This is a genomic window from Prosthecobacter sp. SYSU 5D2, assembly GCF_039655865.1.
GTDB lineage: Bacteria > Verrucomicrobiota > Verrucomicrobiia > Verrucomicrobiales > Verrucomicrobiaceae > Prosthecobacter.
The window spans coordinates 89699-115759 of the sequence record NZ_JBBYXL010000005.1 but is presented as its reverse complement, the minus strand read 5'-3'; the positions used below and the strand labels follow the sequence as shown (position 1 = coordinate 115759).

The 26061-nt window shown below is 60.1% G+C and carries 20 protein-coding genes; 8 read left to right on the top strand and 12 right to left on the bottom strand.

Going from position 1 to position 26061, the window contains the following annotated elements; all coding sequences use genetic code 11:
• Window positions 1–60: 60 nt before the first annotated feature.
• Window positions 61–555 carry a hypothetical protein gene (locus WJU23_RS09800; RefSeq protein WP_346332378.1) on the bottom strand — a complete coding sequence of 165 codons (495 nt, stop codon included), beginning with the start codon at window positions 553–555 and terminating at the stop codon, window positions 61–63.
• 229 nt (window positions 556–784) lie between these two features.
• Between WJU23_RS09800 and rplU the strand changes: the two genes are divergently transcribed.
• The 6 genes from rplU to WJU23_RS09770 all read left to right on the top strand — a co-directional run bounded on the left by rplU (window position 785) and on the right by WJU23_RS09770 (window position 4997).
• Complete coding sequence (gene rplU / locus WJU23_RS09795; RefSeq protein ID WP_346332377.1) at window positions 785–1099, top strand: 50S ribosomal protein L21; 315 nt, start codon at window positions 785–787, stop codon at window positions 1097–1099.
• Window positions 1100–1136: 37 nt separating this feature from the next.
• Entirely contained in the window at window positions 1137–1394 is a 258-nt protein-coding gene (gene rpmA, locus WJU23_RS09790) for a 50S ribosomal protein L27 (RefSeq protein WP_184204463.1), read from the top strand.
• Window positions 1395–1481: 87 nt separating this feature from the next.
• Window positions 1482–2198 carry a pseudouridine synthase gene (locus WJU23_RS09785; protein WP_346332376.1) on the top strand — a complete coding sequence of 239 codons (717 nt, stop codon included), beginning with the start codon at window positions 1482–1484 and terminating at the stop codon, window positions 2196–2198.
• Window positions 2199–2288: 90 nt separating this feature from the next.
• On the top strand, window positions 2289–2834 hold the full coding sequence (locus tag WJU23_RS09780; RefSeq protein ID WP_346332375.1) for a hypothetical protein: 546 nt from the start codon (window positions 2289–2291) through the stop codon (window positions 2832–2834).
• Between the two features lie 69 nt (window positions 2835–2903).
• On the top strand, window positions 2904–4436 hold the full coding sequence (locus WJU23_RS09775) for an NAD(P)H-dependent oxidoreductase (protein WP_346332374.1): 1533 nt from the start codon (window positions 2904–2906) through the stop codon (window positions 4434–4436).
• Between the two features lie 87 nt (window positions 4437–4523).
• Window positions 4524–4997, top strand: coding sequence for an SRPBCC family protein (locus tag WJU23_RS09770; protein ID WP_346332373.1), 474 nt, complete (start codon window positions 4524–4526; stop codon window positions 4995–4997).
• Window positions 4998–5050: 53 nt separating this feature from the next.
• Here the strand turns inward: WJU23_RS09770 and WJU23_RS09765 are convergent, their stop codons facing one another.
• From WJU23_RS09765 to WJU23_RS09735, 7 genes are read right to left on the bottom strand one after another with little or no spacing between them, the layout of a single operon-like run.
• A complete protein-coding gene (locus WJU23_RS09765; RefSeq protein ID WP_346332372.1) occupies window positions 5051–5650 on the bottom strand; it encodes an alpha-ketoglutarate-dependent dioxygenase AlkB in 600 nt (199 codons plus the stop codon).
• A gap of 4 nt (window positions 5651–5654) precedes the next feature.
• Window positions 5655–6455, bottom strand: coding sequence for an outer membrane lipoprotein-sorting protein (locus WJU23_RS09760; protein WP_346332371.1), 801 nt, complete (start codon window positions 6453–6455; stop codon window positions 5655–5657).
• Between the two features lie 54 nt (window positions 6456–6509).
• Window positions 6510–7625, bottom strand: a complete 1116-nt coding sequence (locus WJU23_RS09755; protein WP_346332370.1) for an ABC transporter permease — start codon at window positions 7623–7625, stop codon at window positions 6510–6512.
• Window positions 7622–8377: an ABC transporter ATP-binding protein gene (locus tag WJU23_RS09750; RefSeq protein ID WP_346332369.1), complete on the bottom strand. Its 756-nt coding sequence runs from the start codon at window positions 8375–8377 to the stop codon at window positions 7622–7624. Before WJU23_RS09750 ends, WJU23_RS09755 begins: the two co-directional genes overlap by 4 nt.
• Before the next feature lie 37 nt (window positions 8378–8414).
• The gene (locus tag WJU23_RS09745; RefSeq protein WP_346332368.1) at window positions 8415–9443 is read right to left on the bottom strand and encodes a fatty acid desaturase; all 1029 of its coding nucleotides are present in this window, start codon (window positions 9441–9443) and stop codon (window positions 8415–8417) included.
• On the bottom strand, window positions 9443–10795 hold the full coding sequence (locus WJU23_RS09740) for a condensation domain-containing protein (protein WP_346332367.1): 1353 nt from the start codon (window positions 10793–10795) through the stop codon (window positions 9443–9445). Before WJU23_RS09740 ends, WJU23_RS09745 begins: the two co-directional genes overlap by 1 nt.
• Before the next feature lie 17 nt (window positions 10796–10812).
• Window positions 10813–18522 (bottom strand): SDR family NAD(P)-dependent oxidoreductase, encoded by a 7710-nt coding sequence (locus tag WJU23_RS09735; protein WP_346332366.1) that lies wholly within the window; start codon window positions 18520–18522, stop codon window positions 10813–10815.
• Window positions 18523–18822: 300 nt separating this feature from the next.
• Here WJU23_RS09735 and asnB point away from each other — a divergent pair, with 300 nt between their 5' ends.
• The gene (gene asnB / locus WJU23_RS09730; protein WP_346332365.1) at window positions 18823–20811 is read left to right on the top strand and encodes an asparagine synthase (glutamine-hydrolyzing); all 1989 of its coding nucleotides are present in this window, start codon (window positions 18823–18825) and stop codon (window positions 20809–20811) included.
• A 28-nt stretch (window positions 20812–20839) separates the two neighbouring features.
• On the opposite strand, the gene proC is transcribed toward asnB, so the two are convergent.
• Together proC and WJU23_RS09720 are read right to left on the bottom strand one after the other, a co-directional pair.
• Window positions 20840–21643 carry a pyrroline-5-carboxylate reductase gene (proC, locus tag WJU23_RS09725; RefSeq protein WP_346332364.1) on the bottom strand — a complete coding sequence of 268 codons (804 nt, stop codon included), beginning with the start codon at window positions 21641–21643 and terminating at the stop codon, window positions 20840–20842.
• Window positions 21644–21692: 49 nt separating this feature from the next.
• The gene (locus WJU23_RS09720; RefSeq protein WP_346332363.1) at window positions 21693–22064 is read right to left on the bottom strand and encodes a sulfite exporter TauE/SafE family protein; all 372 of its coding nucleotides are present in this window, start codon (window positions 22062–22064) and stop codon (window positions 21693–21695) included.
• 93 nt (window positions 22065–22157) lie between these two features.
• Here WJU23_RS09720 and WJU23_RS09715 point away from each other — a divergent pair, with 93 nt between their 5' ends.
• Entirely contained in the window at window positions 22158–22517 is a 360-nt protein-coding gene (locus WJU23_RS09715) for a hypothetical protein (protein ID WP_346332362.1), read from the top strand.
• 49 nt (window positions 22518–22566) lie between these two features.
• Here the strand turns inward: WJU23_RS09715 and WJU23_RS09710 are convergent, their stop codons facing one another.
• Both WJU23_RS09710 and WJU23_RS09705 read right to left on the bottom strand, forming a co-directional pair.
• Entirely contained in the window at window positions 22567–22896 is a 330-nt protein-coding gene (locus WJU23_RS09710; protein WP_346332361.1) for a phosphotyrosine protein phosphatase, read from the bottom strand.
• Window positions 22893–26057, bottom strand: a complete 3165-nt coding sequence (locus tag WJU23_RS09705; RefSeq protein WP_346332360.1) for a multidrug efflux RND transporter permease subunit — start codon at window positions 26055–26057, stop codon at window positions 22893–22895. Before WJU23_RS09705 ends, WJU23_RS09710 begins: the two co-directional genes overlap by 4 nt.
• Window positions 26058–26061 lie beyond the last annotated feature (4 nt).

Sequence of the window (26061 nt, the reverse complement as noted above, 5' to 3'; positions counted from 1 at the left end):
ACGTTGCCAGACGGGGGATTCGAGCGGAAGATTCATTGGGGGGGATTTGAAGCTGGGGGCTCAGTTCCAGAGATAGGACTGCTGGCTGGCCAGTTCCTCCTGCCCGCGCAGGAGAGTAACCTTCCAAGCTGTGACGCGTCCTGCGGCATTATATTCACTGCCACTCACCTGAAATTTGGTGCTGTTGGTGCGCTGGAGGTCTGTGACCTCCTGTTCTACGGCTCTGGCCTCAAGCCCGGTATTGGCCTGGCGGTATTCAAAACGTACGGTGACGGGCTGGCTGCGGTCATTCGCTTTCCAGAAGATGGTGTAATAATGGCCAAAGCGGTCGGTGACCTCTGCCTTGGTCACTGCGCCGAAGAGCAGGTAATCACGCTCAAACTGAACGGCAGGATCCACTGTGCTGACGGGATTACCAGGATGCAGGTGGTAATATTTGACCTTGGAAATCTCGCCTCCAGGACCCACACTGACGGAGGAGCAGGAAGCAATAGCTGACGCCAGCAAAGCCAGGGCGAAAAGACGGCAAAAAGATGAGCGTGACTCGTAGGCCATGAATTGACCGGTAATATCAGGGAAGCTGGGACGATGTCAACGTCTGCCGAGGCTTTTTGAAACGTATCTGAAAGATGAGGGGATTTCACGGCGGAAAACGGAAAACCTCAAAAATTCGGTTGCCCGGCGCGTGACCTGTGGCATGATCGTCGCCCCCGATGCCGGAAGACTTGGTCTCTTGAGACCACTCCGCGCGGCAGGCAGAGACAAAACTTCAGCAGACAACGTTATGGCATACGCAATCTTCAAAACTGGTGGCAAACAATACAGAGCTTCCGTGGGTGAATACCTCGACGTGGAGAAGCTGGAAGTTGCTGAAGGTGAAACCGCTTCCTTCGACCAGGTGCTCGCCGCCGGTGAAGGTGCAGACCTCAAAATCGGCACTCCTACCGTTGCTGGTGCCACGGTTGACTTCAAGGTACTGAAGCAGTTCAAGGCTCCTAAGGTCACCGCCTTCAAATTCAAGAAGCGCAAGGGCTACCACCTGACCAAAGGTCACCGCCAGCCGCTGACCCGCGTGCAGGTCGTCTCCATCAACGCATAATTTTCAAACAGTTCACCCCCCCAAGGAGGAATATTTTATGGCTCATAAGAAAGGTCAAGGTAGTGTTAAAAACGGTCGCGACAGCAACAGCAAGCGTCTCGGCGTGAAAAAGTACGGTGGTGAGAGCGTCATCTCCGGCAACATCATCATCCGCCAGCGCGGCACCAAGTGGGTCCCTGGCGCGAATGTCGGCATCGGCCGTGACCACACCCTTTTCGCCCTGGTCGCCGGGCGTGTTCGTTTCGACAAAGATGGTCGTCGGGTCAACATTGATGAGGCTGCTCTTCAGGCCTGATCAATACCGCATTTTTTGTTGATCCCGGGCGGGCTCCATTGTGAGCCCGCCTTTTTTTGTTGATACTGGCTCTCCTGATTGCACTCCATGACACGCACCGGACTGGCCCGTGCTCTTTCCAAGTTGGGACACTGCTCCCGCAGCCAGGGTTTTGCACTCATCCGGGCGGGACAGGTGATGCTGAACGGGCGCATCTGCCGGGATCCGGAGCAGCCGGTGCTGCTGGAGCGGGATGTGGTACAGGTGCAGGGAGCCTCCGTCGCGGCAGCGAAGCGGGTGTATGTGATGCTGAACAAACCGCGCGGACTGGTCACCACGGCCAGCGATGAGGAGGGACGGGCGACGGTTTACGACTGCTTTGAAGGAGCCGGACTGCCGCACCTGTCGCCGGTGGGCAGGCTGGACAAGGCAAGTGAAGGGCTGCTGCTTTTCAGCAATGACAATGCCTGGGCGCATGGCATCACGGATCCTGAAACCCATTTGGTAAAGAACTATCATGTGCAGGTGGCGCGGCTGGTGGATGATGAACTGCTGCAGCGCCTCCGTGACGGGGTGGTGGATGGCGGGGAGAAACTGCGGATGCGCAAGGTCTCCGTGCTGCGCATCGGTGTGAAGAACAGTTGGTTAGACGTGACTTTGGATGAGGGGCGCAACCGGCACATCCGGCGTATTTTGGATGCGCATGGAATCGAGGTGATGAGGCTGGTGCGGGTATCCATCGGCAGCCTGGTTTTGGGAGATCTGGCTAAGGGGAAGTGGCGGCATTTGCAGGAAAATGAAGTGGCGGCTTTGCAGGTGCGATGAAGCACAACGGCGTTAGTCGGGGGCGTAACGGAAGAATGAAAAGGATTCATACACGCGCAGCTCAAACCGCCGGGGCGAATACCGGTTGTTATGAGTACAATTACCCAACCTACTGTTAAACCTGTTATCGAGAACAAAGATGAAAACCGTGATCCCATCAGCGGAGCACCTGGAGCCCACCCTGTAGGTGTGGGCGTAGGTGCGGCCACAGCCGGAGCGACGGGAGCTGCCATCGGCATGGCGGCAGGGCCTGTGGGCGCTGCTGTGGGCGCGGCTGTCGGAGCGGTGGCCGGCGGGCTGATCGGCAAGGGCGTGGCAGAGGCCATTGACCCGACCGCGGAGGAAGCCTACTGGCGTGACCGCTACCAGAATGAGGCCTATTATGACAAAGATCTGACGTATGACGACTATGCGCCTGCTTATCGTACGGGTTATACCGGATACGGTAAGCATGCAGCAGAAGGGCGGGACTTCGACGCGGCCCAGGCCGAGCTGGAGCGTGACTACAATGAGTCCCGTGGCACATCCAAGCTGGAATGGGAGAAGGCCAAGGCCGCCTCCCGCGCAGCGTGGGACCGTGCCGGCCGCAAGCCGGGCGAAGTGAAGGATGAGCCGGTGGTCTATCCCCTGGTCTAACATTCGATAAACACAGATCTCCCGGAGGGTGGAAACGCCCTTCGGGATTTTTTATCACCTGTTTTCCCCATGTCTGAAACGTCACGCCATCCGGCCAGAGGGCCTCAGCGGGTGCTGGTTATAGACGGACATCCACGGGCAGACAGCCTGTGCCACAGCCTGGCAGAAGCTTTTTACAACGGGGCGGGGGAATGCGGGCAGGAGGTGAGGTTTCTGGCCTTGCGGGATCTCGCCTTTGACAGGGATGAGGTGGGGCAGGAACTGGAAGGAGATGTGGTGACCAGCCAGGGCTGCCTGACCTGGGCCACGCATGTGACGGTGGTGTGCCCGGTGTGGTGGGGCACGATGCCTGCACTGCTTAAGGGCTGGCTGGACCGGGTGCTGAAGCCGGGATTCGCCTTTGCTGAAAGGCCTGACGGAGGCTGGGAAGGACTGCTGAAAGGGCGGACGGCAACGATCATTCTGACCCTGGATACGCCACACTTTATTTTCCGCTGGCTGCTGGGATCACCGGCAGTGCGGGCGTTGCGGGATGCGACCCTGGGCTTTTGCGGTATAGGACCTACGCAGGTGATTCTCTTCGGACCGATAAGAACTTCCACGGCAGAGAGGAGGTCAGGGTGGCTGGCGGAGAGCAAGATGGCTGGCAAAAGTCTGGAGCATCAGTTTTACACCCGGCCCATGGTGAGGTTTAAAAACTGGTTACGCATTGCGCGTTTGCAGTTTTATGGCTTTCCGGCCATGGCTGTCACGGCAGGTGGTCTGGCGGGGATGAGCGCTTATCCGGAGCAGAGGTCGTGGGCGGTACTGGCAGTGGCTCTGCTGGGGGCTGCCGCGCTGGAATTCATCACGGTGCTGACCAATGAAATCCACGATCTGAAAACGGACACAGCGAATGCCAACAGCGGACCCATGACTGGTGGCTCGCGGATGCTGGTGGACGGGCATCTGACCGTGGCGGAGGTGAAGCGGGCGCGCTTGATGGTGATGGCCGGACTGGTCGTTTTGGCCGGATGTTTATGGATGATGACACCGGGCGCGGGCTTGGAAATGAGTGCCTTGCTGCTCTTGGGCGGCATCATGGGGATTGGTTATACCGCACCGCCGATGAAGCTGGTGTATCGTGGTTTCGGAGAGCTGATCGTTGCCTTCACGCACAGTGCCCTCGTGGTGATGGTGGGCTATGTTTCCCAAGGTGGCAGTGTGGGGGATGAGATACCGTGGCGGTTCATTGCCCCGATGTTTCTGGCCATTCTGCCTTCCATCATCCTGGCGGGTTTTCCAGACTACGAGGCGGACTTGGCGGTGGGAAAACGCACGCTGGCAGTCGGGCTGGGTAGGCGGGCGGCAGCGATGGTGGCGTGTGCCTGCACGGGACTGGCGGCAGCGGTGCAGCTGATGCTGTTTGCCAGGGAAGCTCCGCTGGTGGTAACGATGGCCATTCTGGGACATGCACTGGCACTGGGATGGCAGCTGCTCCGGCAGGTCCGCGAACCGCGTGAAGGGAGGATGGACGGGCTGCTGGTGCTGGCCCTGAGCTATATGGTCTGGTTTGTCATCGGGCCGCTGTGGCACTTTGGTTCGAGGCTGGTGGGGGAGTAAGTAATGGGGGCCAAAATTAGGTGGGGAAGCGAATCCTTTGGCAGAATCAGCGCACTAACCTGCGCCTAACCTCCAAATGACACCGCCATGGAAACCATCGAAAAGTCTATCGAAGTGGATCAGCCCATCCGCTCAGTGTATAATCTGTGGACACAATTTGAGAGCTTTCCGCTTTTCATGGAAGGTGTGAAATCGGTGCGGCAGGTGAATGAAAAACGGCTGATCTGGCATGTGGAAATCGCCGGCATTATCAAAACCTGGGAAGCAGACATCGTGGAGCAGGTGCCGGACAGCCGGATCGCCTGGCACAGCACCAGCGGGGCGGTGAACAACGGCATGGTGCTTTTTGAAGCCCTGGAACCTGAGCGCACCCTGGTCACGCTGATCCTGAATTATGAGCCTGAAGGCACTTTGGAAAAAGTGGGGGATGTGCTGGGCCTTGTATCCCTAAAAGTGCAGGGGGATCTCCAGCGCTTCAAAGACACGATGGAAAAGCGCACGACGATTGCTGAAGGCTGGCGCGGGGAAATTGACAACGGACAGGTCAGTCCGCCGGCCTGATGCTGGCGGTATGCGGTCTGATGAGGGCGGGGATGCCCTCACGCCTTGCTTATTCAGAGCATGCTCCGAAAGGTCAGGTTGATCCTTGGTTGGGTCACCTTTTTGGATTTGGGCAGGCTGTGCAACCAGTGAGTCTGAGTGCTGCCTTTCATGACCAGCAGGCTGCCGTCTTCAAGCAGGAGGGACAATGCCTCAGGCTTGCGTTTGTGCTTGAAGGAAAATTTGCGTTCCGCACCAAAACTGACGGAGGCGATGGCTGAGGCGGGAACAATGGATTTTTCATCGTCACTGTGCCAGCCCATGCCTTCACTGCCATCGTGGTAGAGGTTGAGCAGGCAGGCGTTGTAAACGGCTCCGCTGATTTGCTGGATGGTGTCCTTGATCTGGATCAGTGCCGGGGTCCAGGGATGAGCCTGTTTGATGCTTCCAGAATAAGAATAAGTTAGGCCGTTGTCAGCATGCCAGGCCACTTTTCGGGAGGTGATGATGCGCTTGCCGAAGAGGACGACTTCATCGTTTTGCCACATGATGTTTTGCATCAGTGCAGCATTCAGTTCCTGGGCTTCCTCCGGGCTGAAGACGGGCCCGTGGTAGTTGACGATGCCATCGCAGGGCAAAAGATTCTGCCCGGGATCCGGGGTAAACAGGTCCATTCGTTTATTTGGGAGCCGATAGCGACTTTAAAGCGTCTGGAGTGAAGTCCGCATCGGTCAATGTCACGCCATGCTTGATGCGGGAGCCGTCCAGCGTGGTGCCTTTGCCAGTGATGCCGGCGCGGGCAATGTGGACACTGGAAGGAACCTCGCGGCCAAGATCGTCCTTGGCCACGCTTAGCGTCTCAATGCGGACGAGCACGGAGCCGGAGGCATTGTTCTTTTCCACGCGCATTGGCACCATGCGCCGGGGATCAATCCAGGTGCGGACAGAGGCATAGCTGGAGCGGTCGGAGACGGAGGGTTTGGACTCAAGGATCTGGCAGGAGATGCGGCCAATGTCCTCGGTGCCGACCAAGGTCTGCTGGCTCCAGGCGAAGAAGTTTTCCATGACATCCTCATGGGTGAGGTCGCTGCCGAAGAGACCGTTTTTCATCTCAGCGGCGGTGAGGGGCTTGAGTGTATCGGGCGGAAGGTAAACGGTGCCTGTGGCAGCACCGGAGGAGGGTTTGCGCAGCAGGACGGATTCACCTTTGCGTTCCTTGGGGAAGAGGATCTGGTACACCACATCTGAGCCACCTTGGGTCATGCGTTGTTTGGCCTGGATCTGGATGGAGCCACCGCCATTGATCTCCATGCGCAGGCGCACAAAGGAGGTGCCGTCCACGCGGATGGCATTCATGCGCGAGGCCAGGTCTGCGGCGGTGAGGGCAGGACCGTCAGCGGCGTGAAGGGAAGGGCCAAAGGACGCGAGCAGAGTCAGGGCTGCGGCCAAGGGGGTAAAAAGGGCGGAGCGGCGTTTCATGACAAAGGATTCGTATGGGGACGGCAATTTGTACGCAAAGAATGCGTGGCCGGTTCAGCCGTTAAGAGCCGCGGCCGGGTTAAGGCGGGAGCTGCGCCACGCTGGGTAGAGGCCGCTGAGCACGCCAACTAGCACGGAGATGAGCAGGGCGGTCAGGAGCAGGGGAGCACCCACGTCTGCCTCCAGGAGGCCGCGGAGGGCTGGCGTGGACTGCATGGCCTTGACCCCGATAACGCCTAAAAGGATGCCACAGACGCCTCCCGCAAAGCCGAGGATGGCAGATTCCAGCAGCACCATGCGGACGATGCGGCCGCGCTTCCAGCCGATGGCCAGGAGCACGCAGATTTCCTGCTTCCGTTCAAAAACGGTCATTAGCATGGTGTTCATCACACCGAGCACACCCACCAGCACGGCCAGGAGGGAGGTGCCCCAGCTCATGGCGCGGATCATTTTGAAACCCTGGCTGTTGTTGAAGTGGTGGGCCACGGAGACGGCGCGGATTTCTGGGATGGCATCGGTGATGCGTTTGCTCAGGTCATCCAACTGTTCCTCAGTGAGGCCGGGCACGGCGCGGACATCAATGACGTTGATCTTGTCCTCGCTGGACATGATGGTCTGAAGGACGGGCAGGGCCAGGATGATGGAGCCGTCTTCGACAAGTGCGCCGCCATTGACGATACCAACGACGGTGAGCTCGGTGGCTTCGATCTGGAGGGTATCGCCGACTTTTTTCTTCAAGACTTCTGCGGCGGTCTGCCCCAGGACGGCGGCCTGTTCGGTGGCATCGTTGGGCAGCCGTCCGGAAAGGATCTCCAGATTGTCCCAGGTGAAGCCGCCCCATTCGCGGGCGGAGACCATGATCATTTCCGCCTCCTCCACACTCATCAGCTCCACCATGAGCATGCAGGTCTCAGCCACCTGGGGGATCTTGGCCACACGGTCGCGGATGAGGGGGCTGAAGGGCTTGGGCACCATGGCACCGCCCATGTTGCTGACAACGATGTCGGTGCCGCGCACCTTGAGGCCTGTCTGCCAGCTTTTTTCAAAACCTTCCGAGAGGCCCACGAGGGCAACCACGGCGGCGATGCCCAGGGAGATGCCCACCAGGGTGAGGGCGGTGCGCACTGGGCGGCGCAATAGGCCGCGTACGACAATGGAAAAGAAAGTCATACGGCAGCAGCTTCGGAATTGGGGGATGAGGCGCTCTTGTTGAGGCCGTTGGAGATGATGTGACCATCCTTCATGAGGAGGGTGCGTCCGGCCATGCGGGCGATTTCCATGTCATGGGTGACCATGATGAGGGTCATCTTTTGCACCTCATGCAGCTTCACCAGGAGGTCCAGCACATGGGTGGCATTGGTGCTGTCCAGATTGCCGGTGGGCTCGTCCGCGAGAAGGACGGAGGGAGCATTGGCCAGGCTGCGGGCGATGGCTACGCGCTGCCTTTCACCGCCGGAGAGCTTGCCGGGATAATGATCCAGCCGGTGGCCAAGGCCGACCTGCTCCAGCAATTCCACCGCACGCTCGCGGCGCTGTTTCATGCCCAGCTTTCCTTCGAACATGGGGATCTGCACATTTTCGACAGCGGTGCACGTTGGCAGGAGATGAAAGGCCTGGAAGATGAAGCCGATTTGGTGGGCTCGGTAGGCGGAAGGCTCCACATCATTCGGCAGGGATTTCCCCCGGTAATTCAGGGTGCCTGAAGAGGGGCGGTCCAGAGCCCCGAGCATCTGGAGCAGGGTACTTTTCCCACAGCCGCTGGGGCCGGTGATGGCCACAAACTCACCCGCATTGACATTAAAACTCACTCCGCGCAGGGCCTGGACCTGGCCGCCGTCGTATTCTTTTTTTAGATCCAGCGCCTCATAGACCGGCGTATCGGAGGCCGGGTTTGGGGCGGCGGGACGGGGGAGGAAATTCATGCGTGTATAACGACGGTTACTGACAGTTATGTCCAGATTAGGCCGTCAGGGTATTCGCAGCAGGGGAGGGGGATGGCTGGGCCGATGTTTCATTGCGATACCATTGGGGACCCACTTTGGGGTCTGCAAGACAACGCAGGAGATCCATCACCGCTGAGCGATAATTCGGATACGGAGTGGTTTCTTCCGGGGTTTGGGGATTAAGCTCGGGAGCGTGAGCCGGGAGTTCATAATGGTGCCATCCGGCATGGCGGTGGTGCAGACCATGGAAAGGCTCATGCAGCAGGCTAAAGGCCAGCAGGCGGCCGGCCAGGCCTTCGCTGACGATGCTGCGGGTGGCCCCGGTGGCACTAGTACCGCGCAACCCTACGTGCTCCACATATTTGCGCCAGCTTTGCAGATTCGCCGCCAGCATGGCCGGGATCAGGTACATGCAGAGGAAGTACTTCCACAGGTCGAACCAGGCAACAATACTCACGACAAGGGTCCAGAAGACCACCGTGCCGATGAGTTCCTTCCAGATGCGCTTGCGCACACGCGGGCTGCGGATAGTGGTGTCCTTGGCAAAAAAGCAGCGCAAAAACAAATAGGGGGTGGAGAAGAGGCTCACCGTCAGCTCCAGAAACGCCGCCGTGCAGCGGAACCAGCGGGGCTTGCTGGGGTCATTGAAGGGCCATAGCTCTTCATCTTTTTCTGTGGCCAGATACATGTGATGTTTTTGATGCACGACCCGGTACAGGGTAAAGCTGAAGAGGCCGAGTGTGCCGATCAGGACGCCGTCAAATTCATTGAACGTGCGGTTTTTTCTCAGCAGGCCATGGGATGCTTCGTGAAAACCGATCAAGACGCCATGCATAAAATGACCGGCCAGCAGGATCACTGGCACAGCCAGCCACCAATTTTCATAATAAAGCGCGGCAAAGAGTACTGCATGGATGCCAGCCAGGATAAAAACCAAAATTTGAAAAGCGGAGCGGCTGATCCAATGCGGCTCATGCGGATCGGCAAGGTCACCTTTGACATTCATGTCCAGAGGGTCGGAGGATGGGTTGGCGGCATTCATCATCAACAGGCCATGGCGGCGGAAAGCGGACTATGGGGTGAACGGGATACGTTTTCCAGCAGGGTCTGGTATCGCCGGTTCAATTCCTGCACATCTTCCGGCAGGAAAAGAGAGGGGCGGTAAAGCCAGACGATCTCAAATTCATCCCCATCCTCGGTGATTTCACAGGCGAGATCAAAGCGGGCGGTGCCGGTGGAGCGCATGCGCAGTTTAAAGGACAGGCTGGGCAGGGTGATGTCCGGCACCGGATGATTTTGCAGGGCAAAACGGACATCAAAAATGGGGTTGTGGCCTTCCTCTTGACAGATGCCGAGCGCCTTGGCCAGCTCGGCAAAGGGCATGGCCTGGGCGAAGCAGTCCATGCTGGTCTCCTGTACGGCACGGGCGGCGGCAGCAAAGGTCTGGGAGGCATCCACTTTCCCGCGCAGCGGCACGACTCCGGCAAAGTAGCCCATGGTTTCCTTGGCCTGCTGGCGTGTGCGGTTGGCCACGGGCGTACCGACGACGATGTCCGTCTTGCCGGTCCACTGGGCCAGGGTGGCCTGAAAGGCGGTGAGCAAGGTGTTAAAAAGAGTGGTGCCGGTAGTCTTGGCCACGGCACGGATTTCACGCACCAGTTCTGGCGGGATGCTGGCGGCCCAATAGGTCAGCTTGCCGGCCCGCTGGCTGGGATCGGCAGGACGGTCCCAGAGGCGGACGGTGTCAGCGAGATGCTTTTGCCAGAATACGGTTCTGGATTCAATCTCCGCCGGCTGCCAGGTGGCGCGTTCCGCAGCGGCCCAGGCGGTATAAGACATCTCCACCTCCGGCAGGGAGCCCCCGCCGTTCATCTTGTTCTGGATATACGCCCCGGCCAGCTCTTGGACAAAGACGCCCAGGGTCCAGCCATCGGCAATGGCATGGTGGATGGCAAATACGAGCACCAGTTCCCCCGGTCCACGCTGAAGCATCTCCACCCGGTAAAGGGGGCCGCGCAGCATGTCGAAGGGCTGGTTGAAGATCTCCTTCATCACCTCTTCCAAACCTTCTTTGGAGCACTGTTCCGGCGTCAGCTCACGATAATTCATCACGACGGTGCCGGTCTTGCGGATCATCTGGAAGGGCTGCTCCTTGCCAGGGAGAAAAGACAGCCGCAGGACCTCCTGGCGCTCCACCACCAAGCGGATGGCCTCACGGCAGTCCTCGGCGGTGATGTTGCCTTTCACCTCGATGAAAGCACAGATGTGATTGCCGATGTCGCCGGGGGCGATGGGGGAGGTTTCCCACAGCTCACGCTGGGGCAGGCTCAGTGGCTGGAGGCGGATTTCGCCGCTGGCCAGCCACTGTTTGAGGTTGGCTCGGAGGTCTTGGGACATTTTTCAATGACATCGGCTCAGGCACCGGCTTTGCGTGCGGCCTTGGCAGCGGGAGCCGGGGTTTCCTCAGCCGCTGTCACATCATCCAGCAGGCTGGCGATGTCGTCATCGGAGATGGCGTCCAGATCCACTTCGTCCACGGAGGTGGGGGCCTCGACAACGGCCGGAGCAATCGCAGGCTTGGCTGCACCTGTGGAAGAGCCGCCGCCCAGATGCTCGCCGATGAGGGCGGCAAGCTGGCCGATGGTGCGGGCACGCATGAGGCTGGTCGGTGGCAGGGCCACGCCGATGGTGCTTTCGATGAGGTTTTCAATCTCCACGCCCATGAGGGAATCGAGCCCGAGATCCGTCAGCGGCTGGTCATCGCGCAGGCTGTCCGCTTTGACGCGGAGCACGGAGCCAACGACTTCCCGCAGCGCCTGGGCGATGATGCCCGCGCGATCATCCGCCGAAGCGGCGTCAATTTTGGCCCGCCAGTCGCCGGTCATGCCGCCGGATTCGGCGCTTTCCACACCGGAGGCGAAGATGTGCTCCAGCAGCGGATTTTCCTGCAGACCGCGGAAGGACTGGCGCCATTTGGCCCAGTCCACGCGGATGGAGGCCACCTGGGCGGAGCCAGCATTGAGGAAGGTTTCCAGAAGCGAGACGACCTCGCCAGGAGTGATGGCGGAGGTGCCCTGGCGTGCCAGGAACTCGGCCACTTTTTCATTGCGGGCCACGTAACCTTCGCCACCCAGCACGCCCCAGTTGATGGTCAGGGCGGGCAGGCCCAGCGCACGGCGGTGATGGGCCAGGGAATCCAGGAAGGCATTGGCACCGGAGTAGTTGCTCTGGGCCGGATTGCCGAAGACACTGGAGATGGAGGAGAACATGACAAAGCAGTCCAGGTTCTGGTCCAGCGTGCCTTCATGCAGCATCCAGGCACCGAGCGCTTTCGGGGCCAGAACGGTGCGCATGCGCTCACGGTTCAGCACGCCCATTGGCGCATCATCAATGACCATGGCCAGGTGGAAGACACCTTTCAGCGGCACACCAGCGGCTTCGATTTCCTGAAGCATGCGCGTCACGTCCGCCGGTTCGCCGGAGTCTGCTTTGACGATCTGCGTGTTGACGCCTCTGGCTTCCAGGGACTTCAAGAAATCTTTGGCTTCCGGCGTAGAGGCACCGCTGCGGCTGGCGAGAACCAGGTTGCGTGCGCCGCAATCCACCAGCCACTCCGACAGCACACGGCCGAAGCCGCCAAAACCGCCGGTGATGAGGTAGGTGCCGTCCGCTTTGACTTCAAAGCCTGGCAGCGGAGCTTCGCCGCGCCGGTTGATAAAGGCGTCTGCAAAAGTGACCACCACTTTGCCGATGTGCTTGCCAGCCGCCATGAGGCGGAAGGCGGCATCCACACGGCTGGCCGGATAAGCGCGGAAGGGCAGAGGACGCAGAGCGCCTTTATCCACCAGCTCCACGACTTCGCCTAACAAATTGCGTGTCAGTTCCTCGTCTCCGCCAAAGACGGCATCCATGGCGATGACGTGGAAGGAGGCGTTCTTGCGCAAGTGCCACAGAGGAATGCGCGAGTTGGAATAAATGTCGCGTTTGCCGATCTCGATGAAACGGCCAAACTCGGACAGGCAGGAAAGGCCCATCGGGATGGCTTCAGCGGCGAGGGCATTGAGCACCACATCCACACCCTTGCGGTTGGTGAGTTCCATGACGGCGTCGGCAAAGTCGGCGCGGCGGGAATCAACAACGTGTTTCACACCCATAGTCTTCAGCAGGGTGCGCTTGGAGGCACTGCCTGCGGTGGCGATGACTTCGCAACCCAGATGCAGGGCGATCTGGATGGCGGACATGCCGACACCACCGGCTCCGGCGTGGATGAGGACCTTCTCGCCCTTGCGCATGCGGGCCACATTGTTCAGAGCGTGCCAGGAGGTCATGAAGACCACAGGAATGGTGGCCGCATCTTCAAAGGACAGTCCTTCCGGAATCTTCACCACATCGCCACCACGGGCGAGGGTGTGGGTGGACAGGCCATAGACGGCCAAACCAAAGACACGGTCACCGACGGCGACGTGTTTGATGTCCTTGCCAGCGGCGACCACGATACCGCCCACTTCGTCACCAAAGATGCGGGCATCGGGTGTTTCCGCCGGATAAAGGGCGAGGGCTTTGAGCACGTCGCGGAAGTTCATGCCGGCGGCTTTCACTTCGATGAGCACTTCACCGTCACCACAGACGGGCATGGAGAATGCGGTCAGCTTCAGCGTGTCCAGCATGCCGCGTTCGCGGGATTCCAGGCGTAGGGGGATGTTGCGGTCCAGCGTGGTTTCCTGCACGGGCAGGCCGCGCTTGATGCGCTGCACATACCGGGCTTCGCCACGGATGGCGATCTCGCGCTCACCGTGCTCCTCATGCAGCTCGCGCCAAAGGATGGCGATATCCGCATCGGCATTTTCCGGCGGAAGGTCCAGGCCACGGCAGGCGAAGTTAGGATGCTCGCTGAGGATCACGCGGAAGACACCGATGGATGGTGCCTGGGCGACGTTGGTCAGGCCCATGCGCTGGCCCGCAGGCTGGGCACCGCGGGTGATGAGGTCCATGCGCAGCTTGGCCGCCGGCGTGGTGTTCTCGATGGCCTGCGTCAAGTGCAGAAGCGCGTCAATGCCCATGAGGGCGGCGTCGCCTTCGCCTTTGCCGGCCGGTTCATCCAGGGACCAAAGGTAGGTCATGCGGTCCGGCGGTGCATCGTCTGCATAGGACGTGACCAGGTTCATCCAGTCTTCCGGCGTATCGGCACGCAGGGTGTATTCATCGCCCTTGACCGCATACTTGGCGCCACGACGGGCGATGCGTACGCGCGTCCCGCTGCTGCTGAGCTGGGCAGCGAGCTTGTCGCCGAGGCCGCCATTGTCGGCAAAAATGAGCCAGGACTGGGCGGGTGTTTGTTCAATCGTTGGTTCGGCGGCCGCCGGAGCGGAAACGGCTTCCGTCCAGGCTTTGCGGCCAAAGAGGCCGATCTGGCCTTCCCCGCCGCGCGGTCCGGTAAGACCGGGGATGGAGGTCGTTTCGGCGAAGCCCGCTTCTTTCATGGCAGACTCCCACTGCGGGCGCTGCATGAGGGGCTGATCCGGGCGCAACTCGCGGTCGGTCAGATGCCACCAGCCGCTGGTGAGGCCGAAGACGGATTCCGTCCAGAGCTGAGGTGTGGCCACGTCCATGAAGACGAGGCTGCCGCCGGGTTTGAGCAGTTCGTGAATATAGCCCAATGTGGCGCGCACATCGGCCACGGCATGGATGACGTTGGTGCCGATGACGAGGTCGTAGCTGTCTGCGTCGAAGCCCTGGTTGAGGCCGGATTGTTCCAGGTTGAAGACCTTGTATTCGACTTCCGGGAAAGCCGCCAGCTTCTGTCCGGCCAGGGAGAAGAACCCGGCGGAGACGTCAGTAAACGTATAAGAATGCAGGCCGCGTGGCAGCAGCGGCAGCAGGTAGGAGCTGAGACCGGCGGTACCGGCACCCACTTCCAGGATGCGCAGACCGCGCCCTTCCGGCAGCTTGCGGGCGGCTTCATTCACCGCGCTGGTGATGGCAGCCATCCAGTGGCTGGAAAGCAGGCCGTCACCATAAAACTGGTCCAGCAGGTCGCTGTTGGAGCCGCCAAAGAGCACCTGGACCGCGTCTTTTTCGCCCCGAAGAATCGGGCCAAGTTCGGCGCAGGTGATGGTGCAGAGCATGCCTTCCGGCAGGTGGCCGGGATGCAGCGAGATGAACTTGTTCAGTTCCGCTGTGGCGGATTCGGCGGCTGCGGCAAACTTGGCGGTCGGCACGTGGCCGTCGCCTTTGGCTTCCAGCAGGCCGCGATTGGCCAGATCGTTAACCAGATGTTTGTAAACGCGGCGCATCGGCTCAGCGACCTTGAGGGTCTCCACGGTCCAGACATCCTTGTCCTTCAGCCCTTCAGCCATCTGGCTGAGACCCTGGGCAATCTGGGCGGCGGCGAGGTCGTCTTCGGCGGCCATGGTGGCCTCCAGTTTGGCCTTGCCACGGACGGAGATGACTTCTTCCAATGTCTTCTGCGCAGCCTGTTTAAGCTCCTCCAGCGGCACGGGAGCCAGCGGGGCAGGAGTGCCTGCTGTGGCGGTGCGCTCCCAGTCCACGTGATAAAGGAGATCGCGAGTGCCGGTGGTTCCGGCGCGGCGGGCAGCGGCCATGCTGATGGCGCGGAATCCGTCCACCAGGACGCAGGGCTGGCCGGAAGCGTCATAGAGACCGATGTTGCCTTCGATGAACTCCTCATTGAACTGCACCACCTTGGCCTGCACATGGGTGACGGCACCGGGGGATTTGAGGAAGAGGATGCGGCCAAAGCGCACAGGCAGCTTCATCTTGGCCTTGCGGTCTTCCACCGTTTTGGATCCGGCGGAGAAGGTGTGCAGGGCACCATCCAGCAGCACCGGATGCAGGCAGTATTCACCGGCACGATGCGCGATGTTTTCCGATAGCGAGACTTTCCCGGCGGCCTTGCCACCAGCGGCCCAAAGCTCGCGCACCGGGCGGAACTCATCGCCATAGCGCAGACCGAGGTCGCTCATGTGCTGATAGAAGTCCGTCACGTCCAGTGAGGTGAGGCCGTCGGTGGCGCCTTCCCAGGTGGTGGAATTGAAATTGGACTCGGTGCGCTCGCCGCGCATGGACCCGACCACGTGCACAGACCAGGCAGCGCCTTGGTCAAATTTGCTTTGGATGGTGAAGGTGCGCTCGTTCGGCTCATACGTCACTTCCAGCACCACGCCGGACGGGTTTTCCGTGAGGATGAGAGGCTTGCGAATTTCAAAGTCTTCAACGGCGAACGGACGGCCTTCAAAGTACTGCGCGCCGGCTTCCAGGATGAGCTCCACAAAACCAGCCCCAGGGAAAATGACGTGGCTGTCCACTTTGTGATCTTTCAGGAAGGCCATGTGGCGGTTATCCAGGCGGGCGATCCACGTCGGGGTGGCGCGTGGCAGGCGGATGTCCAGCAGGCCTTTGCCTCCGGCACCCAGACGGCCTTCGCGCCAATCAGGAGATTCATTCCACCAGCGGGCTTTGTCCCAGGCATAGGTGGGCAGGGAAAGCTGATGGCGGGAGGGCGTCATGCCCTTGAAGTCCAGGTCCACGCAGGCGCGGTGAAGCTCCAGTGCCGCTTCCAGCATGGCTTCATGCTCGCGGTCACGACGTGCGGAGGCCACGACGGGGGCCTTCATGCCGCGGGCGCCGAGGCATTCCTGAATGGAGAGGGAAAGGGCAGGGTGCGCGGTGATTTCCAGCCACACATCCACACCGAAATCAGCCAGTGCATCCACGGCGGGTGCAAACATCACCGCCTGGCGGATGCCACGGCCCCAGTGGCCGGCATCGCATTCGGTACCGGAGATTTTGGTCCCGGTGACAGTGCTGAAAAACGGCACCGTTTCTTCACGTGGTTTCAGGTCTTTCAGCGCGGCCACCAGCTCATCTGCAGCAGGCTGCATGTAAGCATGATGGAAGGGGTGGTCCACACGCACAAAGCGGGCGAAAACATTGTCCGCCTCCAGGTCAGCCTGGATAGCTTCGAGGGCGGGTTTTGGACCGGAGAGTGTCAGGGAACGCGGGCCGTTGAAGGCGGCGATGCTGACCACACGGTCATGCTTGGCGATGGCGGCGAGGGCGGCGTCTTCATCCAGACCCACGGCCAGCATCGTGCCGGCTCCACGGGCGCATTCGTTCATGAAACGCGCACGCAGGGCAATCACTTTGGCACCCTCTTCCAGGCTGAGCACACCGGCCACACAGGCGGCGGCGATTTCACCCACACTGTGGCCGACGATGGCGTCCGGCTGCACACCCCAGGATTTCCATAGCTCGGAAAGGGAAACCTGCATGGCGAAAATGGCTGGCTGGCCCACCTCGGTCTGGCTCATCCGCGAATCCTTTTCATCGCGGGCAAGTTCCTCCAGCAGCGAGAATTTTGTCCAAGGCTTCAGCGCCTCGGCGCAGGTTTCCATGGCATTGCGGAAGACCGGCTCATGTTTCATCAGCTCGCGGCCCATGCCCCACCACTGGGGGCCCTGGCCGCTCATGACGAAGCCCACACGGGCGGGTTTTTCACGGCGCGGGGAGAAGCCGCTGCGCACGCTGGGAACTTCCTGCCCGACACCAAAGGCATTCAATGTGGCAATGGCCTCATGAGACGTGCGGGCAACCATCGTCAGGCGATGCTGATGATGGTTGCGGCGTGCGCCGAGGGTATAACAAAGGTCCGGCAGCACCGGTGAGGTGCCGTTGGATTTTTCATGATCTTCCAGCCACGTGGAGAGGCGGAAAGCAGTGGCCTTCAGCGCCTCTTCGGAGCGGGCGGAAAGCACCAGCGGCCACGGGCGCTCGAAGGCGGAGGCAGGCAGCTTGACATGCGGTTTGTTAGGCGCTTCCGCGACGATGACGTGGGAATTGGCTCCGCCAAAACCGAAGGAGTTCACCCCGGCCATGCGCACGGCATAGCTTTCCGGGAAGTCTTCCATCTCCGTCGGGATGCGCAGTTTCAGCGCCTTAAAATCAATGTGCGGATTCGGCGTCTTGTAGTGCAGGCTCGGCGGGATCTTGCCGTGCTTCAGTACCAGAAGCGCCTTGACCAGACCGGCCACGCCGGCGGCGGTTTCCATGTGGCCGAGGTTGGTTTTGACGGATCCCATGGCCAAAGGCAGATCCTCCGCGCGGTCGGCGCACAGGGCCTCGGAAAGGGCGGTGGCCTCAATCGGATCACCGACGGCGGTACCGGTGCCGTGGGCTTCGATATATCCGACCTCGCTAGGGCTGATGCCAGCATCAATGCAGGCGTCCTTGACGAGACGCGCCTGGGCTTCGGGGCTCGGCAAAGAGATGCCGTTGGTGTGGCCGTCCTGGTTGGTGGAGGTGCCGAGAATGACGCCCTGGATCGGGTCGCCATCTGCAATCGCTTTGGACAGGCTTTTCAGCATGACCATGCCTGCACCTTCGGCACGCACGAAGCCATTGGCATCCGCATCGAAGGCTTTGCACATGCCGTCCGGGGACAGCATGGAAGCCTGGGAAAAGCCGATGAAGCCGCCTGGGGTGATCATCACCGTCACGCCGCCGGCCAGGGCCGTATGGCCGCGCCCGGTCCAGATGTATTCACAGGCCGCATGTACTGCCGTCAGTGCAGAGGAGCAGGCGGTGTCCATGGCCACGCTGGGGCCGGTCAGGTTCAGAGAGTACGAAATGCGGTTAGCCGCGATGGAATGCGCGCTGCCGGTGGAGGAGTGCGCGCCGATGCCGGCGGAATCAAATGGCGTGCCCTGGATGACCTGGTAGTCCGTGTGGGAAACGCCCACATACACCCCGATGTCGGTGCCCTTTTCCAGATCCAGCACAATGCCAGCATCTTCGATGGCCTCCCAGGCTGTCTCCAAAACCAGCCGCTGCTGCGGGTCCACATACGGGGCCTCGCGGGGGGAGATGCCGAAGAACTGCGGATCATACTGGTCAATGTTATCCAAAAATCCGCCGCGTTTGGCGATGGATTTGCCAGCCAGTCCCGGCTCCGCATCATAGAACCGTTCAATGTTCCATCGGTCAGCCGGAACTTCGCATACTGCATCCCTTCCCTCCGCCAACAGTTTCCAAAATGCTTCGACGTCGTTGATTCCGCCGGGGAAACGGCAACCGATACCAATGATGGCAATTCCTTCTTTATGCATGCAGTTCAATCGTGGGGGTAGATAAGAGGGGAGATTTAAAGGGACGCGGTTTGAATTAAATAATTCAATCGTGCGAGCTGCCCGAAATGCGCTTTAATGTTCCAGCAAAAGCTATTCGTGGAATGGGCAATATAAACGAATCCATGGACATATTTGGCCGTCTGCTGAGTGCTTTTCACGGCGGACGAAGAGATAATATAGCGGATTTCAGATGAATTTCGCTATAAGAAACGCATAAAACGTGTCCAAACCGATACATCAATAGGAAAATCTTTAACCGCAGAACGGACCCAAAAAAATATGTGTGGTATTGCAGGCGTGATGGATATGGCGGGCAGGCGCACCGTGCCCGATGAGGTCATTCAACGAATGTCCCGGGCGCTTTATCATCGGGGACCCGATGAAGAGGGTTTCTTCATGCGCCCGGGTCTGGCCATGGCTTCCCGGCGGCTGAGCATTGTCGGTTTAGCAGACGGCCAGCAGCCGATGCACAACGAAGACCGGAATGTCTCTGTGGTCTTCAATGGAGAACTTTTCGACCATGTGGAAAAGCGGGCGGACCTGATGTCTCGCGGGCACAGTCTGGTCACACACTGTGATACGGAGATCATTCCGCACATGTGGGAGGAGAGCCAGGAGGGCATGTTTGCGCGCTTGCGCGGCCAGTTCGCCATCGCTTTATGGGATGAAAAACAGCAGAAGTTAATGTTAGGCCGTGACCGTTTTGGCATTGCTCCGCTTTACTGGTCCCGCCAGGGAGACTGGCTGCTGTTTGCCTCAGAGATCAAGAGCCTGCTGGCCTCTGGAATGGTGCCCGCCCGCCCGGACCGCCGGGGGATTGACCACGTGTTTACGTTTTCCGCGCTGCCAGGACCGATCACCTGTTTTGAAGGCGTGCAGATGCTGCCTCCAGCGCATTTTTTGGAAGTGCTGCCTGGTCATGCCCATGGAGGCAATGCCGGTGTCCGGGAGCGGAAATACTGGGAAATGGACTTCCCGGATGCCGGGCAGGAAGAACCGCAGCCGGACCAAAAAAAGCTGGTGGATGAATTTGAGGCCGTGATGCTCCGAGCCGTGGACAAACGCCTGCGGGCGGATGTGCCGGTGGGCTCTTATCTCTCCGGTGGGGTGGATTCCAGCATGATCCTGGCCCTGGCCTGCCACCTGCGGGGTAAGTCCATCTCCACCTACACCGTCCAGGTGGACCACCCGGAGCTGGATGAACTGGATGCCGCCAGCATGGTGGCCAAGTTCATTGGCGCACCGCCGCCTGTGGTGCAGGAATTCAGAAATGAAGACGCTTTGGTCACTTATCCAAAGCTGATCAACGCAGCTGAGGCACCCGTCATTGACACCTCCTGCGCGGCTCTTTTACAGCTCGCCCAAAAAGTGCACGCCTGTGGCCAAAAAGTGGTGCTGACCGGCGAAGGCGCGGATGAATGGCTGGTGGGCTATCCCTGGTACAAGGCGGCGAAACTGGCGGGTTATCTGGACATGATGCCAGGGCTGCGTGTGAGCGATTATGCCCGTCGCGCTTTCCTGCGGGTGAGCAAGGTGCCCCAATATCCCAAATGGTTCCGCCAGCGTACAGAAGCAAATGTGGGCGGGCCGAATGCCTGGATTGATTCCTATGGGCTTCTGGGACTTTCCAAACTGCGGTTTTACTCCGAATCAATGCATCAGCTCCGGGAGTCCACCGATCCCTGGGCAGGGCTGGGCATGAACCTGGACCGTGCCAAAAAATGGTCGCCACTGAACCGTGGCATCTGGGTGGCGGGCCGCGTGACCCTGGCTGGCCACCTGCTTCAGGGCAAAGGTGATCGCGTGGCGATGAACTCTTCCGTGGAAGTGCGGTATCCCTTCCTGGATGAAGACGTTTTTGATTTCTGCGCCCAGCTGCACCCGGACTGGAAGCTGAAGGGCTTCCGCGACAAACATCTTCTCCGTCTGCTGGCGGAGCGCTGGCTGCCGGAATCCATTTACAAACGCGGCAAGGTCATTTTTCGCGCTCCGCTGGACAGCTTTCACATGGATCCTGAACCGCCCTTCGTGGCCCAGCTTCTCAGTGAAGACTCGCTCAAACGCACAGGCTACTTTGATGCCAAGGAAGTGCGCCACTGGCGCAAGGCGTACAAGGAGATGCGGGACGGCTCGCTGCCGCGTCTGTCGGTGGAGATGGGGCTGGCGGCCGTGGTGGCCACGCAGCTCTGGCACCACCAGTTCATTGAGGGCAGTCTTTCCGAGCTGCCCAGTCACGCTGGGGCCGTGGCTCCGGTCACGATCCCGTAGGCAACGGCAAACGCGGCGGAAGGCGGGTTCAGGCTCCCAGAGCTTGGCTGCGTTCCGTGGCTTTGCGCACCGCCTGAATGAGGGCGTGGCGGAGGCCGTGGGCTTCGAGTTGCTCAAGACCAGCGATGGTGGTTCCGCCGGGGCTGGTCACTTCATCCCGCAGGGCGGCAGGGTGTTTGCCCGTTTCCAGCACCATCTGGGCTGCTCCGGCCACGGTTTGGGCCGCCAGACGCAGGGCGGCTGCACGGGGCAGGCCCATGAGCACTCCGCCGTCTGAAAGGGCCTCGATGATGGTATAAACATAGGCAGGGCCGCTGCCGCTGAGGCCGGTGACGGCATCCAGCAGCTTTTCAGAAACTTCATCGGCGGTGCCGACGCTGCCGAGGATTTTGACGGCCATCGCGGCGTCCTCGGCGGTGGCTTTGGCTCCACGTGAAAAAGCTGCTGCTCCAGTGGCGACAAGCGCAGGGGTATTCGGCATGCAGCGGATGACCCGCTGCTCGCCGCCCAGCCAGGTTTCCAGGTCCTTGATCGGGATGCCAGCGGCAATGCTGATGAAAAGGCGGCTGCCTTCCAGCTTGGCTAGGCCCTCACACAGGTTTTTCATATCCCCCGGTTTCACGGCCAGCAGCACCACGTCAGATTCAATGCCCACCTGAGCGGGTGTGCCTGCGGAGGTCAGGCAGGTCAGGGAATTCTGCAGCGCCTCCACAGCGGCGGGCACCACATCGCTCAGGGAGACTGACAGCTCCGCGCTGCCCAATGCCTTTTCCACGCCGCGCAGAAGTGCGCCGCCCATTTTTCCGCATCCGATGAGGCCAAGTTTCAACATGGCGCGATGGTGGCGGCAGGCCGGGATTCGCGCAACAAGGAAAGAACGGTTACGCCTTCCCCTGAAGGAGCATGCGCAGGCCGAAGACGACCAGGATGGTGCCGAAGATGCGGGTCAGGGTCTCGTTGCTCATGGTCTTCAGCCAGCCTGCGCCGTAGTAGGCGAAGATGGAGGCCGAGATGGCCGTGATGGCCGCCACCTTCCAGTTGACCAGGTCATTGCGGGTGTTCTGCGTGGTGGCCATCAGAGCGGTGGGAATGATGATGGCCAGGCTGGTGGCCACGGCCATTTTCTGCGGCATGGCCAGGAGGAAAACAAAGGCCGGCACCATTACCACCCCGCCGCCCACGCCGCACAGGGCCGCTACAACACCGCTGATGATGCCAATGCCCAGGCAGGTCAGGATTTCAGAAAATGGCATGGGGGAGAAAAGGTTTGTATTTTTAATTGCTGAAAAACGTTTGAATCCGTTATCTCTTGTTACGTCATAAAGACAGACAAAAACACTGCCCCTATGAAACACCTTCTTTCTCTCCTCGCTGTCGCCGCTTTTGCGACCCTGGCTCCTGCTGCTGAACCCTTGAACACTGTCTGCCCCATTACCGGCAAGCCGGCCAATGCCGCCATCACCAGCAATTACAGCAAAACGGTGGCCGTCTGTTGTGACCGTTGCGTGAGCCAGTTCAATACGACCCCTAAGGCCTATTTGAGCAACATCCTCACCTTCAATGGCGTCCAGTGCCCGCTGAGCAAAAAGAAGGCGGATCCTTCCAAAAAGGTGACTTACGCCCGCCAGGTCGCTTTTGCGGATGCCGCTAGCAAGGCCACCTTTGATGCGGCTCCTGACAAGCACATCAAGGAAGTGCGCCAGTAATTTCAGCCATCATTTCATCAGCGGCAGGCCTTTTGGGTCTGCCGCTTTTTTAATGCCCGGTGGCGAGCAAAGGTTCCACCCGCTCACGGATCATCTCGATGAGCGCCGGGTCCATCGGCTGGTACTCATCGGGAATGTCCAGCACCTGGATGTCCAGATCACGAAAGAGCTCCGGGAAGTCGTCTCGCAGGCGTTTCTTTTGCCAGTGCTCCATCACGCAGATGAGGTCGGCCCAGCGCAGCAGCTTTTCCGTCACACGGATGCGGGCGGCAGCACTGATGCCCGCTGAGCGCACCTGCACCCGGGGGTCGTTTTGATAAATGGCTTCCGCCGTGGGGCTGCGCCAGAGGTTGCGGGAACAGAGAAAAAGCAGCTTCACAGTTCGGTAACGTGAGCGTGGGCATCTTCGGTTTTCTTTTTCACCTTGCGGCTCAGCAGGACAAAGAACACGGGGGTAAACAGCAGGCCGAAGAAGGTCACGCCGATCATCCCAAAGAAGACGGCGGTGCCGAGAGCCTGGCGGATTTCCGCCCCAGGACCGCGTGCGATGACCAGCGGCAGCACGCCGAGGATGAAGGCAAAGCTGGTCATCAGGATGGGACGGAAGCGCAGCTTGGTGGCCTCCTTGGCCGCCTCAAAACGGTCCATGCCCTCCTCCTGGAGCTGACGGGCAAATTCGATGATGAGGATGGCGTTTTTCGCCGCCAGCGCCACCAGCACGACGAGGCCGATCTGCGTGAAGATGTTGTTATCCATTTCCCGTGACCACACCCCGGCCAGCGCGCCTAACAAACACATCGGCACAATGAGGATGACCGCCAGCGGCAGGCTCCAGCTTTCATACTGGGCGGCCAGCACGAGGAAGACAAACAGCACGCAAAGCGGGAAGACGAACATGATGGTATCCCCCGCCAGTAGCTGCTGATAGGTCAGGTCCGTCCATTCGATGGCAAATCCATCCGGCAGTTTTTCAGCGGCCAGTCTTTCCACCGTCTCCACCATCTGGCCGGAGCTGATGCCAGGCAGTGTGCTGCCGTTGATGTCCGCCGTCACATACATGTTATACCGGGCCACCCGGTCCGGGCCGCCAATGCGGCTGATTTTCACCAGGGCACCCAGAGGTACCATGTCCCCTGCTTGATTGCGTGTTTGCAGGTGCAGCACATCCTCAGGGCGCACGCGGAAGCGCGGCTCCGCCATGGCGGTGACCTGGTAGGTGCGGCCAAAGAGGTTGAAGTCGTTCACATACGCAGAGCCCAGATACACCTGAAGGGTCTCATTGATGTCCGCCAGGGAGACACCCATGTTCTTGGCGGCCCGCCGGTCAATATCCAGGAAGAACTGCGGCGTATTGGCGCGGAAGCCGGAAATGATGGAGGTGAAACCCGGCTCCTTGCTGAGCGCTTCTTGCAAAAGGTTAGTGGCCTCCTGAAGAGGCCCAAGTCCCGCATTGTTCAGGTCCTGCACCTGGAATTTGAAGCCGCCGGCATTGCCCAGACCGCGGAGCGAGGGCGGCGGCAGCACGATGACACGCCCGCCCTGGATGCTGGAGAAGCGTTTTTTCATCGTCTCCACGATAGCATTGGCGCTTAGCGAGGGGTCTTTGCGCAGCTCATGCGGATCGAAGACCAGGAACGCGGCGCCAACGTTGGACTGGTTGGCCTGGAGCACGGATGAATAACCGGAAATGCCGAAGGTGTGGGCGATGCCAGGGGTTTCCCGCGCAATGGCATCCAGCTCACGCACGATGGCATCGGACCGCTCAAAAGAGGCGCCGTCAGGAAGCTGCGCCACCACAATGAGGTAGCCCATGTCCATGCTGGGGATGAAGCCGGTCGGGGTGATCTTGAAAAGATGCGCGGAGAGACCGATGAGGCCGCCATAGACAAACAGGATGATGATGCCGATGCGTACCAGCTTGCCGACCAGTCTGCCGAAGAGGTTGGAGACCTTTTCAAAGAAGGTGTTAAAGATGCGGAAAAACCACCCGAACGTGAAATTGATGCAACGCTGAAGCATGTCCGGCTTGGAGCCGTGAGGAGGCAGCAACAGGGCGGTGAGGGCCGGGCTGAGCGTCAGGGAATTGAAGGCCGAGATGGCGGTGGAACCGGCGATGGTGAGAGCAAACTGGCGGTAAAACTCACCCGTGATGCCGCCCAGGAAAGCGGTGGGGACGAACACGGCGAAAAGCACCAGCGACATGGCAATAATCGGCCCCGTCACCTCCTTCATGGCCAGAATGGTCGCCTGCCGGGGCGACTGGCCTTTGGCGATGTGGCGCTCTACATTTTCCACCACCACAATGGCATCATCCACCACGATCCCGATAGAGAGCACCAGGCCGAAAAGAGACAGGTTGTTCAGCGTGAATCCAAAGGCCTGCATCAGGGCCAGGGTGCCCACCAGGGAGACCGGCACAGCCAGCAGGGGAATGAGGGAGGCACGCCAGTTTTGCAGGAAAACCACGACGACAAACACCACCAGCACCAGCGCCTCCAGCAGGGTCCAGAGCACAGATTCCATGGAGGCACGGACAAAGCGGGTCGGGTCGTAATTGATGCGATAGTCCACTCCCGGCGGGAAGCGCTTTTTCAGCTCTTCCATCTTGGCATACACGCCGTCGGCGGTCTCCAGTGCGTTCGTTCCAGGAAGCTGGAAGACCCGCAGGGACACGGCGTTCTTGCCGTCCATGTAACTTTTCACCGCATAGTCCCGGGCTCCCAGTTCGATGCGGGCCACATCGCCCACGCGAATGACCTGGCCGTCCTCATTCGTTTTGATGACGATGTCCCCGAATTCCTCCGGGGTGATGAGACGGCCTTTGGTGGTCAGGGTGTAATTAAAACTGTTCCCTTCCGGCGCAGGCATCGCACCGAGCTGGCCGGCAGCCACCTGCACGTTCTGCTCGCGGATGGCGCGCAGCACATCTCCTGCGGTCAGGTTGCGACCGGCGATCTTGTCCGGGTCCAGCCAGATGCGCATGGAGAAGTCCAGCCCACCGAGTGTGGATGCCTCCGCCACGCCCGGCAGACGGGCGATCTGGTTCTGCACCTGCAGCAGCACGTAGTTGGACAGGTAAATCACATCCCGCGAATCATCCGGGGAATAGAACTGGATGGCCAGCGTCAGGTCGGGCGAGCGTTTCTGCGCCAGCACGCCCAGCCGCCGAACATCTTCTGGAAGACGAGGCAGGGCGGCATTCACCCGGTTTTGCACCAGCACCTGCGACTGGTTGAGATCGGTGCCCAGGGCAAAGGTCACCGTCAGGTTCATGCGCCCGTCGTTGGTACAGGATGACGAGAGGTAAAGCATGCCCTCCACGCCGTTGATTTCCTGCTCCAGCGGCGTGGCCACGGTATCCGCCACCGTCTGGGCATTGGCCCCCGGGTAGGTGGCGGTCACCACCACGGTGGGAGGCACCACATCCGGGTATTGGTTCACCGCCAGGCCGAAGTATGACAGGCCCCCCAGCAGGGTGATGACAATGCTGAGGACCGTGGCAAAAATGGGCCGGTCAACGAAGAAGCGGGCGATGTTCATTGGG

Coding starts and splice junctions, on each gene's coding strand:
- WJU23_RS09755 (WP_346332370.1), bottom strand. CDS start 7,625: ATGACTTTCTTTTCCATTGTCGTACGCGGCCTATTGCGCCGCCCAGTG.
- rpmA (WP_184204463.1), top strand. CDS start 1,137: ATGGCTCATAAGAAAGGTCAAGGTAGTGTTAAAAACGGTCGCGACAGC.
- WJU23_RS09720 (WP_346332363.1), bottom strand. CDS start 22,064: ATGCCATTTTCTGAAATCCTGACCTGCCTGGGCATTGGCATCATCAGC.
- asnB (WP_346332365.1), top strand. CDS start 18,823: ATGTGTGGTATTGCAGGCGTGATGGATATGGCGGGCAGGCGCACCGTG.
- WJU23_RS09770 (WP_346332373.1), top strand. CDS start 4,524: ATGGAAACCATCGAAAAGTCTATCGAAGTGGATCAGCCCATCCGCTCA.
- WJU23_RS09745 (WP_346332368.1), bottom strand. CDS start 9,443: ATGATGAATGCCGCCAACCCATCCTCCGACCCTCTGGACATGAATGTC.
- WJU23_RS09800 (WP_346332378.1), bottom strand. CDS start 555: ATGGCCTACGAGTCACGCTCATCTTTTTGCCGTCTTTTCGCCCTGGCT.
- WJU23_RS09780 (WP_346332375.1), top strand. CDS start 2,289: ATGAGTACAATTACCCAACCTACTGTTAAACCTGTTATCGAGAACAAA.
- proC (WP_346332364.1), bottom strand. CDS start 21,643: ATGTTGAAACTTGGCCTCATCGGATGCGGAAAAATGGGCGGCGCACTT.
- WJU23_RS09705 (WP_346332360.1), bottom strand. CDS start 26,057: ATGAACATCGCCCGCTTCTTCGTTGACCGGCCCATTTTTGCCACGGTC.
- WJU23_RS09735 (WP_346332366.1), bottom strand. CDS start 18,522: ATGCATAAAGAAGGAATTGCCATCATTGGTATCGGTTGCCGTTTCCCC.
- WJU23_RS09750 (WP_346332369.1), bottom strand. CDS start 8,377: ATGAATTTCCTCCCCCGTCCCGCCGCCCCAAACCCGGCCTCCGATACG.
- WJU23_RS09775 (WP_346332374.1), top strand. CDS start 2,904: ATGTCTGAAACGTCACGCCATCCGGCCAGAGGGCCTCAGCGGGTGCTG.
- WJU23_RS09760 (WP_346332371.1), bottom strand. CDS start 6,455: ATGAAACGCCGCTCCGCCCTTTTTACCCCCTTGGCCGCAGCCCTGACT.
- rplU (WP_346332377.1), top strand. CDS start 785: ATGGCATACGCAATCTTCAAAACTGGTGGCAAACAATACAGAGCTTCC.
- WJU23_RS09785 (WP_346332376.1), top strand. CDS start 1,482: ATGACACGCACCGGACTGGCCCGTGCTCTTTCCAAGTTGGGACACTGC.
- WJU23_RS09765 (WP_346332372.1), bottom strand. CDS start 5,650: ATGGACCTGTTTACCCCGGATCCCGGGCAGAATCTTTTGCCCTGCGAT.
- WJU23_RS09715 (WP_346332362.1), top strand. CDS start 22,158: ATGAAACACCTTCTTTCTCTCCTCGCTGTCGCCGCTTTTGCGACCCTG.
- WJU23_RS09740 (WP_346332367.1), bottom strand. CDS start 10,795: ATGTCCCAAGACCTCCGAGCCAACCTCAAACAGTGGCTGGCCAGCGGC.